This is a genomic window from Pseudomonas sp. Kh14, from assembly GCF_900291005.1.
Classification (GTDB): Bacteria; Pseudomonadota; Gammaproteobacteria; order Pseudomonadales; family Pseudomonadaceae; genus Aquipseudomonas; species Aquipseudomonas alloputida.
Genome location: NZ_OLKJ01000038.1, coordinates 43786 through 59571, shown reverse-complemented (window position 1 = coordinate 59571; position 15786 = coordinate 43786). Strand labels below are relative to the sequence as shown.

Genomic DNA, 15786 nt, shown 5'->3' with positions numbered 1-15786 from the left:
AGTGACCACCATGCCAAAACGTACAGACATCAAAAGCATCCTGATTCTCGGCGCTGGCCCGATCGTGATCGGCCAGGCCTGCGAATTCGACTACTCCGGCGCGCAGGCCTGTAAAGCCCTGCGCGAGGAAGGTTTCCGCGTCATCCTGGTGAACTCCAACCCAGCCACCATCATGACCGACCCGGCCATGGCCGACGCCACCTACATTGAGCCGATCAAGTGGCAATCGGTGGCCAAGATCATCGAGAAAGAGCGCCCGGACGCCGTCCTGCCGACCATGGGTGGCCAGACCGCCCTGAACTGCGCCCTGGACCTGGAGCGCCACGGCGTTCTGGAGAAGTTCGGCGTAGAGATGATCGGTGCCAACGCTGACACCATCGACAAGGCCGAAGACCGTTCGCGCTTCGACAAGGCCATGAAGGACATCGGCCTGGAATGCCCGCGCTCTGGTATCGCCCACAGCATGGAAGAGGCCAATGCGGTCCTCGAGAAGCTTGGCTTCCCGTGCATCATTCGCCCGTCGTTCACCATGGGCGGCACCGGCGGCGGTATCGCTTACAACCGTGAAGAGTTCGAAGAAATCTGCACCCGTGGTCTGGACTTGTCGCCGACCAAAGAGCTGCTGATCGACGAATCGCTGATCGGCTGGAAGGAATACGAGATGGAGGTGGTCCGCGACAAGAAGGACAACTGCATCATCGTCTGCTCGATTGAGAACTTCGACCCGATGGGTGTGCACACCGGTGACTCGATCACTGTTGCCCCGGCACAGACCCTGACCGACAAGGAATACCAGATCATGCGCAACGCCTCGCTGGCGGTGCTGCGTGAAATCGGTGTGGAAACCGGCGGTTCCAACGTCCAGTTCGGCATTTGCCCGAACACCGGCCGCATGGTCGTCATCGAGATGAACCCGCGCGTATCGCGTTCGTCCGCCCTGGCCTCCAAGGCCACCGGCTTCCCGATCGCCAAGATCGCCGCCAAGCTGGCCATTGGTTACACCCTCGACGAGCTGCAGAACGACATCACTGGCGGTCGCACCCCAGCGTCCTTCGAGCCGTCGATCGACTACGTCGTCACCAAGCTGCCACGCTTCGCCTTCGAGAAATTCCCGAAAGCCGACGCCCGTCTGACCACCCAGATGAAATCCGTGGGTGAAGTCATGGCCATCGGCCGTACTTTCCAGGAGTCCCTGCAGAAAGCCCTGCGCGGCCTGGAAGTCGGCGCCTGCGGCCTCGACCCGAAAGTCGACCTGGCCAGCCCGGAAGCCGCCAGCATCCTCAAGCGCGAACTGACCGTGCCGGGTGCTGAGCGTATCTGGTATGTCGCCGATGCCATGCGTTCGGGCATGACCTGCGAAGAAATCTTCAATCTGACCGGCATCGACATGTGGTTCCTGGTGCAGATGGAAGACCTGATCAAAGAAGAAGAGAAGGTCAAGACCCTGGCCCTGTCGGCAATCGACAAGGACTACATGCTGCGCCTCAAGCGCAAGGGCTTCTCGGACCAGCGCCTGGCAGTACTGCTGGGTATCACCGACAAGAACCTGCGTCGCCACCGCCACAAGCTGGAAGTGTTCCCGGTGTACAAGCGCGTCGACACCTGCGCCGCCGAGTTCGCCACCGACACCGCCTACCTGTACTCCACCTACGAGGAAGAGTGCGAGGCCAATCCGTCGACCCGCGACAAGATCATGATCCTGGGTGGCGGCCCGAACCGTATCGGCCAAGGTATCGAGTTCGACTACTGCTGCGTGCACGCAGCCCTGGCGCTGCGTGAAGACGGTTACGAGACCATCATGGTCAACTGCAACCCGGAAACCGTCTCCACCGACTACGACACTTCCGACCGCCTGTACTTCGAGCCGTTGACCCTGGAAGACGTGCTGGAAGTCTGCCGCGTCGAGAAGCCGAAAGGTGTGATCGTTCACTACGGCGGTCAGACCCCGCTGAAGCTGGCCCGCGCTTTGGAAGAAGCTGGCGTGCCGATCATCGGTACCAGCCCTGACGCCATCGACCGCGCCGAAGACCGTGAGCGCTTCCAGCAGATGGTTCAGCGCCTGAGCCTGCTGCAGCCGCCAAACGCCACCGTGCGCAGCGAAGAAGAAGCCATCCGTGCTGCCGGCAGCATCGGCTACCCGCTGGTCGTGCGTCCGTCCTACGTACTGGGCGGCCGTGCCATGGAGATCGTCTACGAGCTGGACGAGCTCAAGCGCTACCTGCGTGAAGCGGTACAAGTGTCGAACGACAGCCCGGTACTGCTCGACCACTTCCTCAACTGCGCCATCGAGATGGACGTGGATGCGGTGTGCGACGGCACCGACGTGGTCATCGGCGCGATCATGCAGCACATCGAGCAGGCTGGCGTACACTCCGGCGACTCGGCGTGCTCGCTGCCACCTTACTCGCTGAGCAAGGAAGTGCAGGACGAAGTCCGCGTTCAGGTCAAGAAAATGGCGCTGGAGCTGGGCGTAGTCGGCCTGATGAACGTGCAGCTGGCCCTGCAGGGCGACAAGATCTACGTGATCGAAGTCAACCCGCGTGCCTCGCGTACCGTACCGTTCGTGTCCAAGTGCATCGGCACGTCCCTGGCGATGATCGCAGCCCGTGTCATGGCGGGTAAAACCCTGAAAGAGCTGGGCTTCACCCAGGAAATCATCCCGAACTTCTACAGCGTGAAGGAAGCCGTCTTCCCGTTCGCCAAGTTCCCAGGGGTTGACCCGATCCTCGGCCCTGAGATGAAATCGACCGGTGAAGTGATGGGTGTCGGTGACAGCTTCGGTGAAGCCTTCGCCAAAGCCCAGATGGGTGCCAGCGAAGTGCTGCCGACGGGCGGTACCGCGTTCATCAGCGTACGCGACGACGACAAGCCACAAGTGGCCGGCGTTGCCCGCGACCTGATCGCCCTGGGCTTCGAAGTGGTTGCCACTGCCGGCACCGCCAAGGTTATCGAGGCGGCTGGCCTGAAAGTGCGCCGTGTGAACAAAGTGACCGAAGGTCGCCCTCACGTGGTCGACATGATCAAGAACGACGAAGTGTCGCTGATCATCAATACCACCGAAGGTCGCCAGTCGATCGCCGACTCCTACTCGATTCGTCGCAATGCGCTGCAGCACAAGATTTACTGCACCACTACCATTGCGGCTGGTGAAGCCATCTGCGAAGCGCTGAAATTCGGTCCGGAAAAGACCGTTCGTCGCTTGCAGGATCTGCATGCAGGACTGAAAGCATGAGCATTACCAAATACCCGATGACCGTCCAGGGCGCTCGCGCCCTGGAAGAAGAGCACCTGTTCCTGAGCAAGACCGAGCGTCCGCGCCTGAGTCAGGCCATTGGTGAAGCGCGTGAGCTGGGTGACCTCAAGGAAAACGCCGAATACCATGCCGCCCGTGAGGAGCAGGGCATGGTCGAAGCGCGTATCCGTGATATCGAAGGCCGCCTGCAGAATTCGGTGGTCATCGATGTGACCACCATTCCTCACACCGGCAAGGTGATTTTCGGTACCACCGTGGTACTGGCCAACACCGAAACCGATGAAGAGGTGACCTACCAGATCGTTGGCGAGGATGAAGCTGACGTGAAGCAGGGCAAGCTGTCGAGCGGCGCACCCATTGCCCGTGCCATCATCGGCAAGGAAGAAGGTGATACTGTCGTCGTCAAGACGCCTAGTGGCACGGTCGAGTACGAGATTGTCGAAGTCAAGCACATCTGACCGACGCCTGCGGGCGCCATCCCTCGAGGGGATCCTCTGGCAACTGGCCCAGGTTTTCTGGGTCGGTGGCCTGTGGGTGTTCCATGTCGGGCTGGTGCCTGCGCTCAAGGTCAGTGGCCTGGCCCCGCTGCTGGTGCAGGATATCGCCGGGCAGATCGACCGCTGGTTGATCGGCGTGGCGTTGCTTGGCTTGTTGACCCAGCTGGCAGTGCTGGCGAGGGTGGACGGCCTGGCGGCATGGTGGCGGCAGTTCCGCGGCCAGATGCTGTTGCTCGGCTTCGGGGCCTGCGTGGGGTATTACACCTTGCGCTACGGTATTTCCGTGGGCGAGCGCTGGCAGATGTTCTGCTTCCTGGTGCTGGGCTTTTCCGGCATCGTGCTGGTGGCCCAGCCGGTACCGGTCAGGGCGCGTTCACCGCGCCACTGATCGGAGCTACCGTTACTTGTAACGGTGGATGTTGGACAGCTGCTTGTTCGGCTGTGGGTTCTTGCGGTAGATCAGGGCTTTCTTGCCGATGGTCTGCACCAGCTCGGCGCGGCCGGCCTTGCACAGCTCGGCGATGGTCTCGGCGCGTTCTTCGCGGTCTTCCGAGCGAATTTCGACCTTGATCAGCTCATGGTCGACCAGAGCGCGCTCCAGTTCGGCGATCACGCCTTCATTCAAACCGTTGCCAGCAACGATCAGGACCGGCTTCAGGTCATGACCAATGGACTTGTATTGCTTCTTCTGCTCGTTATTGAGCGGCATAATCTGACCCTTTCCGTCTGATTCTGTAAAATTGACCGGCATTTTACCCGAGGGCCACCGGCTCCGCCCAGTCAATCACGACGCATATCATCGAGGTGCCCCGTGGTACAACGTTCCAAAAGCAGCGCAAACTGGCTGCGAGAGCATTTCAACGACCCTTTTGTGAAGCAGGCGCAGAAGGATGGGTATCGCTCGCGTGCGAGCTACAAACTGCTGGAGATCCAGGAGAAGGACCGCCTTATCCGCCCAGGCATGAGCGTGATCGACCTCGGCGCGGCCCCTGGTGGCTGGTCTCAGGTGACCAGTCGTCTGATTGGTGGCCAGGGTCGCCTGATCGCTTCCGACATTCTGGAAATGGACTCGATCGCCGACGTGACCTTCATTCAGGGTGACTTCACCCACGACGAAGTGCTGCAGCGCATTCTCGAAGCGGTGGGCGATTCGCATGTAGACCTTGTGATTTCCGACATGGCCCCCAATATGAGTGGTACGCCCGCGGTGGACATTCCGCGTGCCATGTTCCTCTGCGAGCTGGCCCTCGATCTGGCGACCCGCGTACTCAAGCCCGGGGGCGACTTCCTGATCAAGATTTTCCAGGGCGAAGGTTTTGACGTGTACCTGAAGGACGTGCGCAGCAAGTTCGACAAGGTACAAATGCGCAAGCCATCGTCGTCACGGGACCGTTCCCGCGAGCAATACCTGTTGGGCAGGGGCTTCAAAGGGTAATGAAAGGTGTGAAGCGGGGTGGTCGATAGTTAATTCCAATCGGCCACTGCGTCAGGATCGTCCGAACTTCGTGTAGTCTAGCTTTCACAAAGGGTTACAGACGGTGCCTGCGGCTGCGTAGGTAATGTAGTAAGTTAGGGCGATGAATATCATGCGAGGCACGGCTGCGTCGTGCGCCGGCCTCAGAGGGTAGCTAATTGAACGACATGGCAAAGAATCTGATCCTGTGGTTGATCATCGCAGCTGTCCTGGTGACAGTGATGAACAACTTCTCCAGCCCTAACGAGCCGCAGACCCTCAACTACTCCGACTTCATCCAGCAGGTCAAGGATGGCAAGGTCGAGCGTGTGACCGTCGATGGCTACATCATTACCGGCAAGCGCACCGACGGCGACAACTTCAAGACTGTGCGCCCGGCCATTACCGACAATGGCCTGATCGGCGACCTGGTCGACAACCACGTGGTCGTCGAAGGCAAGCAGCCTGAGCAGCAGAGCATCTGGACGCAGTTGCTGGTGGCGAGCTTCCCGATCCTGGTGATCATTGCCGTGTTCATGTTCTTCATGCGCCAGATGCAAGGGGGCGCGGGCGGCAAGGGCGGGCCGATGAGCTTCGGCAAGAGCAAGGCACGCCTGTTGTCCGAAGACCAGGTCAAGACCACGCTGGCTGACGTTGCGGGCTGCGACGAGGCCAAGGAAGAGGTTGGTGAGCTGGTCGAGTTCCTGCGCGATCCGGGCAAGTTCCAGCGCCTGGGCGGCCGTATCCCGCGCGGTGTGCTGATGGTTGGCCCACCCGGTACCGGTAAGACCCTGCTGGCCAAGGCCATTGCGGGCGAAGCGAAAGTACCGTTCTTCACCATTTCCGGTTCGGACTTCGTGGAAATGTTCGTGGGTGTCGGTGCCAGCCGTGTGCGCGACATGTTCGAGCAGGCCAAGAAGCACGCCCCGTGCATCATCTTCATCGACGAGATCGACGCCGTTGGTCGCCATCGTGGCGCCGGCATGGGCGGCGGTCACGACGAGCGTGAGCAAACCCTCAACCAGTTGCTGGTGGAGATGGACGGCTTCGAGATGAACGATGGCATCATCGTCATCGCCGCCACCAACCGTCCGGATGTGCTCGACCCTGCGCTGCTGCGCCCCGGCCGCTTCGACCGCCAGGTGGTGGTGGGCCTGCCGGACATTCGTGGTCGCGAGCAGATCCTCAAGGTGCACATGCGCAAGGTGCCGATCGGCGAGAACGTCAACCCGGCGGTCATCGCGCGTGGTACCCCAGGCTTCTCCGGCGCCGACCTGGCCAACCTGGTCAACGAGGCTTCGCTGTTTGCCGCGCGTTCCAACAAGCGCCTGGTCGAAATGAAAGAGTTCGAGCTGGCCAAGGACAAGATCATGATGGGCGCTGAGCGCAAGACCATGGTCATGTCCGAAAAGGAAAAGAGAAACACTGCCTATCACGAGGCTGGCCACGCCATTGTCGGTCGCCTGGTGCCTGAGCACGACCCGGTCTACAAGGTTTCGATCATCCCGCGTGGTCGTGCCTTGGGTGTGACCATGTTCCTGCCGGAAGAAGACCGCTACAGCCTCTCCAAGCGTGCGCTGATCAGCCAGATCTGCTCGCTGTATGGCGGCCGTATCGCCGAGGAGATGACCTTGGGCTTCGATGGCGTGACCACTGGCGCGTCCAACGACATCATGCGCGCCAGCCAGCTCGCTCGTAACATGGTGACCAAATGGGGCCTGTCCGAGAAGCTCGGCCCGCTGATGTATGCAGAGGAAGAGGGCGAGGTGTTCCTCGGCCGCAGTGCCGGTAGCCAGCATGCCAGCGTGTCCGGCGAGACTGCCAAATTGATCGACTCCGAGGTGCGCAGCATCATCGATCAGTGCTATGCCACTGCCAAGCAGTTGCTGATCGACAACCGCGACAAGCTCGAGGCGATGACCGAAGCGCTGATGAAGTACGAGACCATCGATGCCGATCAGATTGACGACATCATGGCTGGGCGCACACCACGTGAGCCACGTGATTGGGACGATGACAAGCACTCGGGCACGCCTGCGGCCCAGGATGAGCGTCCGGAATCGCCAATCGGCGGCCCAGCGGCTGAACACTAAGGGCATCTATGAGCTCAGTGCAGTACCCCACCCGGTTGCCTTGCGGCAACCGGGTTCTTGATTTGTCGCATACCCATGTCATGGGTATTCTCAATATCACCCCCGATTCCTTCTCCGATGGCGGTCGTTTCAGTCAGCGCGACGAGGCCCTGCGCCACGCCGAAGCGATGGTTGCCGCCGGCGCAACGCTGATCGACATCGGTGGCGAGTCCACGCGCCCGGGTGCGCGTGCAGTCTCGGTGACCGAGGAGCTGGAGCGTGTGGCGCCAATGGTCGAGGCCATCAACAGTCGCCTCGACGTGGTCATTTCGGTCGATACCTCCACGCCTGCTGTCATGCGTGAAGCAGCACGCCTGGGTGCCGGGCTGATCAACGACGTGCGGGCCCTGGAGCGCGACGGCGCCCTGGACGCTGCGGCGGATACCGGTCTGCCGGTGTGCCTCATGCACATGCGTGGCGAGCCAGGCAACATGCAGGACGATCCGCAGTACCAGGACGTGACCGCCGACGTCACCCGTTATCTTGAACAGCGGATGGCCGCCTGCGCAGCAGCGGGCATCGACGCTGATAGAATCATCCTTGACCCGGGCTTCGGTTTCGCCAAGACACTGGCGCACAATCTGAGCCTGTTCAAGCACATGGAAGCGCTCTATCGCCTTGGGCGCCCACTGCTGGTGGGCGTTTCACGAAAGAGCATGATCGGCCTGACGCTGGAACGTCCGGTCGGCGAGCGCTTGTACGGCAGCCTTGCGCTGGCGGCGTTGGCCATGACCAAAGGGGCGAGCATCCTTCGGGTACATGACGTGGCCGAAACCGTTGATGTGGTACGCATGATCGCTGCGGTGCAAAACGCCGAATAAGAACATTGGAGTCCCTATGAGCAGAAAATACTTTGGTACCGACGGCATTCGTGGCCGCGTCGGCGAATACCCGATCACGCCTGACTTCATGCTGAAGCTTGGCTGGGCGGCCGGCATGGCCTTCCGCAAGCAAGGCCATTGCCGCGTACTGGTGGGCAAGGACACGCGCATCTCCGGCTACATGTTCGAGTCCGCACTCGAAGCCGGCCTGTCCGCGGCAGGTGCCGATGTGATGCTGCTCGGGCCGATGCCGACACCGGCCATCGCTTACCTCACGCGTACCTTCCACGCCGAAGCCGGCATCGTCATCAGTGCCTCGCACAACCCGCACGATGACAACGGCATCAAGTTCTTCTCGGGCCAGGGCACCAAGCTGCCGGACGAGGTCGAGCTGATGATCGAAGAGCTGCTCGACCAACCGATGACCGTTGTCGAGTCGGGCAAGCTGGGCAAGGTTTCGCGTATCAACGATGCCGCCGGCCGCTACATCGAATTCTGCAAGAGCAGCGTGCCGAGCAGCACCAGCTTCGACGGCCTCAAGCTGGTGGTCGACTGCGCCCATGGTGCTACCTACAAGGTTGCGCCCAGCGTATTCCGTGAGCTGGGTGCCGACGTGACCGTGCTGCATGCGCAACCGGACGGCCTGAACATCAACGAAGGTTGCGGCTCGACACACATCGAATCGCTGCAGGCCGCTGTACTGGTCGGGCATGCCGATCTCGGCATTGCCTTTGACGGTGACGGCGATCGCGTGCTGATGGTCGACCACACGGGCGCCATCGTCGACGGTGACGAGCTGCTGTTCATCATCGCTCGCGACCTGCAGGAGCATGGCAAGCTGCAAGGCGGGGTGGTCGGTACGCTGATGAGTAACCTGGGCCTGGAGCTGGCGCTCAAGGACCTGGACATCCCGTTTGTGCGGGCCAAGGTCGGCGACCGTTACGTCATGGCCGAGCTGTTGGAGCGTGAATGGCTGGTCGGCGGTGAAAACTCCGGTCACGTCGTGTGCTGCAACCACACCACAACGGGCGATGCGATCATTGCCGCGCTGCAGGTGCTGATGGCGCTCAAGCGCCGGGGCGAAACCCTGGCCCAGGCCCGTCAGGCCCTGCGCAAGTGCCCGCAGGTGCTGATCAATGTGCGCTTTGGCGCCAGCAAGGTCGACCCGCTGGAGCACCCCGCCGTCAAGGAAGCCAGTGCCAAGGTTACCGAAGCGCTGGCGGGGCGGGGTCGTGTGCTGTTGCGCAAGTCCGGTACCGAGCCGTTGGTGCGGGTCATGGTTGAGGGCGAGGACGAAAGCCAGGTGCGGGCCCATGCTGAAGCGCTGGCCAAACTGGTCGGCGAAGTTTGTGTCTGAAGGCGCTTGCCAGCGCAGATCTGGTTGGGTAAGATCTGCGCCCACTTTGACCGACGAGGTAAAGCATGCGTCGCCCTATGGTAGCTGGTAACTGGAAAATGCACGGTACCCGCGCTAGCGTCGCTGAGCTGACCAAAGGCTTGAGTAATCTCGCCTTGCCGAGCGAAGTGGAAGTCGCCGTATTTCCACCGGCCTTGTTCATCAATCAGGTGATTGATGGCCTGGCAGGTAAAGAAATTACTGTCGGCGCACAGAATTCTGCTGTACAACCCGAACAGGGTGCGCTGACCGGGGAAGTTGCTCCCGAGCAGCTGGTTGAAGCAGGTTGCAAGTTGGTGTTGATTGGCCATTCGGAGCGTCGCCAGATTATTGGTGAAACCGACGAAGTGCTCAATCGCAAGTTTGCAGCAGCCCAGGCCAAAGGCTTGAAGCCAGTGCTTTGCATAGGGGAAACCCTTGAGGAGCGCGAGGCTGGCAAGACGCTCGAAGTTGTCGGGCGTCAACTAAGCAGTATCATCGAAGCATTCGGTGTTAAGGCTTTTGCCGATGCAGTAATTGCCTATGAGCCTGTATGGGCCATCGGTACAGGCCTTACGGCCACGCCACAGCAGGCCCAGGATGTGCACGCCGCCATCCGCGGCCAGTTGGCGGCAGAAGATGCTGAAGTGGCTGCGAAGGTGCAGTTGCTATACGGCGGCAGCGTGAAGGCGGCCAATGCGGCCGAACTGTTCGGCATGCCGGATATCGATGGGGGTCTCATTGGTGGGGCTTCCCTGAACGCAGACGAATTCGGTGCAATTTGTCGCGCCGCAGGAAACTGAACAAATGCTGGAAACAGTCATCGTTGTTTTTCATCTGTTGGCAGCGCTGTCGCTTGTAGTGCTGGTTCTGTTGCAACAGGGTAAAGGTGCTGAAGCAGGTGCATCTTTCGGCGCGGGGGCCTCAAACACCGTGTTCGGGAGCCAAGGCTCTGCAACGTTCCTAAGTAAATTAACTGCTATACTCGCTGCCACTTTCTTTTTGACAGCACTTGGGTTAGGATACTTCGCGAAGCAACAAGCTCACCAGCTTAGCCAAGCAGGTCTTCCAGATCCAGCAGTGCTAGAAGTGAAAGAGCCGCAAAAACCGGCAGTTAATGATGATGTACCGGTGCTCCAACAGCAGAAGAGCGAAACCACCAATAATACGGGTGATGTACCTCCTCCGGCTCAAGAGCAGAAGTAACGGGTTTCAAGTAGTAGTATTGCCGAGGTGGTGGAATTGGTAGACACGCAACCTTGAGGTGGTTGTGCCCATAGGGTGTAGGGGTTCGAGTCCCCTTCTCGGTACCAATTAAAGCTTGAGAGCCCGCTTTAGCGGGCTTTCTTGTAGGTGAATGTTTGGATTTGACCCTCAACAGGGTTCGGTCTTATACTTTTGCCCCAGCTTTGTCGCGGGGTGGAGCAGCTTGGTAGCTCGTCGGGCTCATAACCCGAAGGTCGTTGGTTCAAATCCAGCCCCCGCAACCAGCTTCAGCGGAGCCCCTTTTCAGGGGCTTTTTGCTAACCGAACAGTTTCGGCGTCGTTGTCCTACGGCGCTTTCAGGGATGGGCGCTTCGCCCATTTTTTATTTGCACAGCATGCACGAGGGGGTTCAGGTGTCGAGCAAGCTAGAACAGTTGCAGGCCTTGTTGGCCCCGGTTGTCGAGGGTCTGGGCTATCAGTGCTGGGGGATCGAATACGTTTCCCAGGGTAAGCATTCGGTACTGCGCATCTACATCGACAAGGAAGGCGGTATTCTGGTGGACGACTGCGAAGCAGTCAGCCGTCAGGCCAGCGCAATCCTCGATGTGGAAGATCCAATCAGCAGTGAGTACACCCTCGAGGTGTCTTCTCCAGGCATGGATCGCCCACTGTTCACGCTGGAACAGTTTGCCTCGCATGCCGGCGAACAAGTGAAGATCAAGCTGCGCTCACCCTTCGAGGGTCGTCGTAACTTCCAGGGCCTTCTCCGCGGTGTGGAGGAGCAGGATGTGGTGGTCCAGGTGGACAACCAGGAGTTCCTGTTACCGATCGACTCGATCGACAAGGCCAATATTATTCCCAGTTTTGACTGAGACGTGCCGGGCCCGGCGGACTATCCGGGCCCAATGGCTTGCGCAAGGCGAGGCGTACGATGAGCAAAGAAGTACTGCTGGTTGTTGAATCGGTATCCAACGAAAAAGGTGTACCGCCCGGCGTCATTTTCGAAGCGCTGGAAGTGGCCCTGGCCACTGCAACCAAAAAACGTTTTGAAGACGAAGTCGACCTACGTGTGGAAATCAACCGCCACACCGGTAGCTACGAGACTTTCCGTCGCTGGACCGTGGTCGACGAAGCCGATCTTGATGATCCGGCGATCGAGACCTGGCTGGACAAGATCAAGGACACCCACCCTGAAGCCAAGGTCGGTGACGTGATCGAAGAGAAGATCGAGTCCATCGAGTTCGGTCGTATTGCCGCCCAGACCGCCAAGCAGGTCATCGTGCAGAAGGTCCGTGAGGCCGAGCGTGCCCAGGTGGTCGATGCCTACCGTGAGCGCGTTGGCGAGATCATCTCCGGTACCGTAAAAAAGGTTACCCGCGACAACGTCATCGTTGACCTGGGCAACAACGCCGAGGCCTTGCTGGCTCGCGAAGACATCATTCCGCGCGAAACCTTCCGTGTTGGCGTGCGCCTGCGTGCGCTGCTCAAGGAAATTCGCACCGAAAACCGTGGCCCACAGCTGATTCTGTCGCGCACCGCGCCGCAGATGCTGATCGAGCTTTTCCGCATTGAAGTGCCGGAAATTGCCGAGGGCCTCATCGAAGTCATGGCTGCTTCCCGTGATCCGGGTTCGCGAGCCAAGATTGCCGTCCGCTCCAAGGACAAGCGTATCGATCCGCAAGGTGCCTGTATCGGCATGCGTGGTTCGCGCGTCCAGGCCGTATCCGGGGAGCTGGGTGGTGAGCGTGTGGATATCGTCCTGTGGGACGATAACCCGGCGCAGTTCGTCATCAACGCCATGTCGCCGGCTGAAGTCGCGGCGATCATCGTTGATGAAGATGCCCATGCCATGGACATCGCCGTCGCCGAGGACAACCTGGCCCAGGCCATTGGCCGTGGCGGTCAGAACGTTCGCCTGGCCAGTCAGTTGACCGGCTGGACCCTGAACGTGATGACCGAGAAGGACATCCAGGCCAAGCAACAGGCCGAAACCGGTGACATCCTGCGCAATTTCATCGAGGAACTGGAAGTCGACGAGGAGCTGGCCCAAGTGCTGGTCGACGAAGGCTTCACCAGCCTTGAAGAAATTGCCTACGTACCGTTGGAAGAAATGCTCAACATCGATGGCTTTGACGAAGACATCGTCAATGAGCTCCGCGCTCGAGCCAAGGACCGTTTGTTGACCAAGGCCATCGCTACCGAAGAAAAACTGGCAGACGCCCACCCGGCCGAAGACCTGCTCTCCCTTGAGGGCATGGACAAAGACCTGGCGGCTGAACTGGCGGTGCGCGGCGTGGTTAACCGCGAAGACCTGGCCGAGCAGTCGATCGACGATCTGCTCGACATCGACGGCATCGACGAAGAGCGTGCCGGCAAGTTGATCATGGCCGCCCGAGCCCACTGGTTCGAGTAATTAGGCGCGGCCTGAGGAGAGAAGTGCATGACGCAAGTCACGGTGAAAGAACTGGCCCAAGAGGTCGAGGCACCGGTAGAGCGCCTGCTGCAGCAGATGCGTGAGGCAGGTCTGCCGCACACCGACGCCGGTCAGGTAGTGACCGACAATGAGAAGCAGACCCTGCTGACTCATTTGAAAAGCAGCCACAAAAGCAAGGCGGAAGAGCCGCGCAAGATTACCTTGCAGCGCAAAACCACCAGCACCCTGCGTGTCGCCGGTAGCAAAAGCATCAGCGTAGAAGTACGCAAGAAGAAAGTTTTCGTGCAGCGCAGCCCTGAAGAAATCCAGGCTGAGCAGAAGCGTGAGCTGGATGAGCGCCGTGCGGCTGAAAATGCCGCTCGCGACAAGGTCGAGGCCGAAGTTCGCCAGCGCAACGAAGAGCAGGCTCGCCGTCAGGCGGCCGGCTCCACTGCAGCCGCTCCAGCGCCTGCTGCCAAGCCAGAGCCGGCTCCTGCCGCTGCTCCGGCCCCGGTAGTCGCAGACGCTCCGGCCTCTGAAGACGCCGCAGCCCGTGCTGCCGAGCGCAAGAAAGACGAGACCCGTCGCAACGAAAGCCGTACCCGTGATGACGACCGTCGTCGTGGCGAGGCGCCTCGTGTGTCGATCAAGGTCAAGGTCAAGGAGAAGGAAAAGGCGCCGACTCCGCGTGCTGCTCCGCGCACTACCGACGAAGAGAGCGATGGCGCTCGTCGTGGTCGTGGTGGCAAGAGCAAGCTGAAAAAGCGTAATCAGCACGGCTTCCAGAACCCGACCGGCCCCGTCATCCGTGACGTGACCATCGGCGAGACCATCACCGTCTCCGAGCTGGCCAACCAGATGTCCGTCAAGGGCGCTGAAGTGGTCAAGTTCATGTTCAAGATGGGGACCCCGGTCACCATCAACCAGGTGCTCGATCAGGAAACCGCTCAGCTGATCGCCGAAGAGCTGGGCCACAAGGTCACGCTGGTCAGCGACACCGCCCTGGAAGACTCCCTGGCCGAATCGCTGAAGTTCGAAGGCCAGACCGAGTCGCGTGCGCCGGTGGTTACCGTCATGGGTCACGTTGACCATGGTAAGACCTCGCTGCTCGACTACATCCGTCGTGCCAAGGTTGCCGCTGGCGAAGCCGGTGGTATCACCCAGCACATCGGTGCCTACCACGTGGAAACCGACCGCGGCATGGTCACCTTCCTCGATACCCCAGGCCACGCTGCGTTTACCCAGATGCGTGCCCGTGGTGCCAAGGCGACCGACATCGTCATCCTGGTGGTGGCGGCGGACGACGGTGTGATGCCACAAACCCGCGAAGCCGTTCAGCATGCCAAGGCAGCCGGTGTTCCGCTGGTCGTTGCGGTGAACAAGATCGACAAGCCAGGTGCTGACCTCGATCGCATCCGTAACGAGCTGTCCGTCGAAGGCGTTACCTCCGAGGACTGGGGTGGTGACACGCCGTTCGTCAAGGTTTCGGCGAAGATGGGTACCGGTGTCGACGAGCTGCTCGAAGCCGTTCTGCTGCAGGCCGAGATCCTCGAACTGACCGCTACCCCAACCGCGCCAGGTCGTGGTGTGGTCGTCGAATCGCGCCTGGACAAGGGCCGTGGCCCGGTGGCGACCATCCTGGTTCAGGACGGTACCCTGCGTCAGGGCGACATGGTCCTGTGCGGTTCCAACTATGGCCGCGTTCGCGCCATGCTCGACGAGAACGGCAAGCCTGTGAAGGAAGCTGGCCCGTCGATCCCGGTCGAAATCCTCGGCCTGGACGGTACTCCGGAAGCCGGTGACGAGCTGTCCGTGGTTGCCGACGAGAAGAAAGCCCGTGAAGTTGCCCTGTTCCGTCAAGGCAAGTATCGCGAGGTCAAGCTGGCCCGTGCTCACGCCGGCAAGCTGGAAAACATCTTCGAGACCATGGGTCAGGAAGAGAAGAAAACCCTCAACATCGTTCTCAAGACCGATGTGCGTGGTTCTCTGGAAGCGCTGCAGGGTTCGCTCGGCGGCCTGGGCAACGACGAAGTGCAAGTACGCGTGATAGGTGGTGGCGTCGGTGGTATCACCGAGAGCGACGCCAACCTGGCGCTGGCTTCGAATGCTGTACTGTTCGGCTTCAACGTGCGTGCCGATGCCGGTGCGCGCAAGATCGTCGAGCAGGAAGGTCTGGATATGCGTTATTACAACGTGATCTACGACATCATCGAAGACGTCAAGAAGGCCCTGACCGGCATGCTCGGCAGCGATGTTCGCGAGAACATCCTGGGTGTCGCCGAAGTACGTGACGTGTTCCGTTCGCCGAAGTTCGGCGCCATCGCTGGCTGTATGGTCATCGAGGGTACCGTGTACCGCAACCGTCCGATTCGCGTACTGCGTGATGACGTTGTGATCTTCGAAGGCGAACTGGAATCGCTGCGTCGCTTCAAGGACGATGCTTCCGAAGTCCGTTCGGGCATGGAGTGCGGTATTGGCGTCAAGAGCTACAACGACGTCAAGGTCGGCGACAAGATCGAAGTCTTCGAGAAAGTCCAGGTGGCTCGTACCCTTTAAGGGCGAGCGAGCCGCAAGCGCCTGCTACAGGGCGGCTTGCGGTACCTCTTCAGGTAGCGCCCGGTCAGGCATTCGTCTGT

General features: G+C 60.3%; 13 protein-coding genes and 2 tRNA genes. 14 read left to right on the top strand and 1 reads right to left on the bottom strand.

The features are described 5' to 3' along the window. Window positions 1-10 precede the first annotated feature (10 nt). Genes carB through FQ668_RS22630 form a run of 3 tightly spaced genes read left to right on the top strand, consistent with a single transcriptional unit; the run spans window position 11 to window position 4138 of the window. Window positions 11-3232, top strand: coding sequence for a carbamoyl-phosphate synthase large subunit (gene carB, locus FQ668_RS22640; RefSeq protein ID WP_010955363.1), 3222 nt, complete (start codon window positions 11-13; stop codon window positions 3230-3232). After that, on the top strand, window positions 3229-3711 hold the full coding sequence (gene greA, locus FQ668_RS22635) for a transcription elongation factor GreA (RefSeq protein WP_003249939.1): 483 nt from the start codon (window positions 3229-3231) through the stop codon (window positions 3709-3711). The genes carB and greA overlap by 4 nt, the downstream gene beginning before the upstream one ends. Next, a complete protein-coding gene (locus FQ668_RS22630; protein WP_012053750.1) occupies window positions 3689-4138 on the top strand; it encodes a hypothetical protein in 450 nt (149 codons plus the stop codon). Before greA ends, FQ668_RS22630 begins: the two co-directional genes overlap by 23 nt. Before the next feature lie 12 nt (window positions 4139-4150). On the opposite strand, the gene yhbY is transcribed toward FQ668_RS22630, so the two are convergent. Beyond that, on the bottom strand, window positions 4151-4459 hold the full coding sequence (gene yhbY / locus FQ668_RS22625) for a ribosome assembly RNA-binding protein YhbY (protein WP_003249945.1): 309 nt from the start codon (window positions 4457-4459) through the stop codon (window positions 4151-4153). A gap of 102 nt (window positions 4460-4561) precedes the next feature. Here yhbY and rlmE point away from each other — a divergent pair, with 102 nt between their 5' ends. The 11 genes from rlmE (at window position 4562) to infB (ending at window position 15706) form a co-directional block, all read left to right on the top strand. Beyond that, on the top strand, window positions 4562-5185 hold the full coding sequence (rlmE, locus tag FQ668_RS22620; protein WP_003249947.1) for a 23S rRNA (uridine(2552)-2'-O)-methyltransferase RlmE: 624 nt from the start codon (window positions 4562-4564) through the stop codon (window positions 5183-5185). Window positions 5186-5391: 206 nt separating this feature from the next. After that, window positions 5392-7296, top strand: a complete 1905-nt coding sequence (ftsH, locus tag FQ668_RS22615; RefSeq protein WP_012053749.1) for an ATP-dependent zinc metalloprotease FtsH — start codon at window positions 5392-5394, stop codon at window positions 7294-7296. Between the two features lie 8 nt (window positions 7297-7304). After that, window positions 7305-8156, top strand: a complete 852-nt coding sequence (gene folP, locus FQ668_RS22610) for a dihydropteroate synthase (RefSeq protein WP_019438969.1) — start codon at window positions 7305-7307, stop codon at window positions 8154-8156. Window positions 8157-8172: 16 nt separating this feature from the next. Continuing rightward, complete coding sequence (gene glmM, locus FQ668_RS22605) at window positions 8173-9513, top strand: phosphoglucosamine mutase (protein ID WP_014592408.1); 1341 nt, start codon at window positions 8173-8175, stop codon at window positions 9511-9513. A 65-nt stretch (window positions 9514-9578) separates the two neighbouring features. Next, entirely contained in the window at window positions 9579-10334 is a 756-nt protein-coding gene (gene tpiA / locus FQ668_RS22600; RefSeq protein WP_019438970.1) for a triose-phosphate isomerase, read from the top strand. A gap of 4 nt (window positions 10335-10338) precedes the next feature. After that, a complete protein-coding gene (gene secG, locus FQ668_RS22595; protein WP_020193781.1) occupies window positions 10339-10737 on the top strand; it encodes a preprotein translocase subunit SecG in 399 nt (132 codons plus the stop codon). A gap of 21 nt (window positions 10738-10758) precedes the next feature. Then, window positions 10759-10844, top strand: a tRNA-Leu gene (locus tag FQ668_RS22590). 100 nt (window positions 10845-10944) lie between these two features. Continuing rightward, a tRNA-Met gene (locus tag FQ668_RS22585) sits at window positions 10945-11021 on the top strand. Between the two features lie 129 nt (window positions 11022-11150). Next, window positions 11151-11609, top strand: coding sequence for a ribosome maturation factor RimP (rimP, locus tag FQ668_RS22580; protein ID WP_003249960.1), 459 nt, complete (start codon window positions 11151-11153; stop codon window positions 11607-11609). 59 nt (window positions 11610-11668) lie between these two features. Then, window positions 11669-13150, top strand: a complete 1482-nt coding sequence (gene nusA / locus FQ668_RS22575) for a transcription termination factor NusA (protein ID WP_003249963.1) — start codon at window positions 11669-11671, stop codon at window positions 13148-13150. 27 nt (window positions 13151-13177) lie between these two features. Next, complete coding sequence (gene infB / locus FQ668_RS22570; protein WP_019438972.1) at window positions 13178-15706, top strand: translation initiation factor IF-2; 2529 nt, start codon at window positions 13178-13180, stop codon at window positions 15704-15706. Window positions 15707-15786 lie beyond the last annotated feature (80 nt).

Bases quoted from the DNA above. Each gene is read 5' to 3' on its own strand.
- glmM (WP_014592408.1), top strand. From the start codon at position 8,173: ATGAGCAGAAAATACTTTGGTACCGACGGCATTCGTGGCCGCGTCGGC.
- carB (WP_010955363.1), top strand. From the start codon at position 11: ATGCCAAAACGTACAGACATCAAAAGCATCCTGATTCTCGGCGCTGGC.
- ftsH (WP_012053749.1), top strand. From the start codon at position 5,392: ATGGCAAAGAATCTGATCCTGTGGTTGATCATCGCAGCTGTCCTGGTG.
- nusA (WP_003249963.1), top strand. From the start codon at position 11,669: ATGAGCAAAGAAGTACTGCTGGTTGTTGAATCGGTATCCAACGAAAAA.
- secG (WP_020193781.1), top strand. From the start codon at position 10,339: ATGCTGGAAACAGTCATCGTTGTTTTTCATCTGTTGGCAGCGCTGTCG.
- yhbY (WP_003249945.1), bottom strand. From the start codon at position 4,459: ATGCCGCTCAATAACGAGCAGAAGAAGCAATACAAGTCCATTGGTCAT.
- folP (WP_019438969.1), top strand. From the start codon at position 7,305: ATGAGCTCAGTGCAGTACCCCACCCGGTTGCCTTGCGGCAACCGGGTT.
- infB (WP_019438972.1), top strand. From the start codon at position 13,178: ATGACGCAAGTCACGGTGAAAGAACTGGCCCAAGAGGTCGAGGCACCG.
- tpiA (WP_019438970.1), top strand. From the start codon at position 9,579: ATGCGTCGCCCTATGGTAGCTGGTAACTGGAAAATGCACGGTACCCGC.
- greA (WP_003249939.1), top strand. From the start codon at position 3,229: ATGAGCATTACCAAATACCCGATGACCGTCCAGGGCGCTCGCGCCCTG.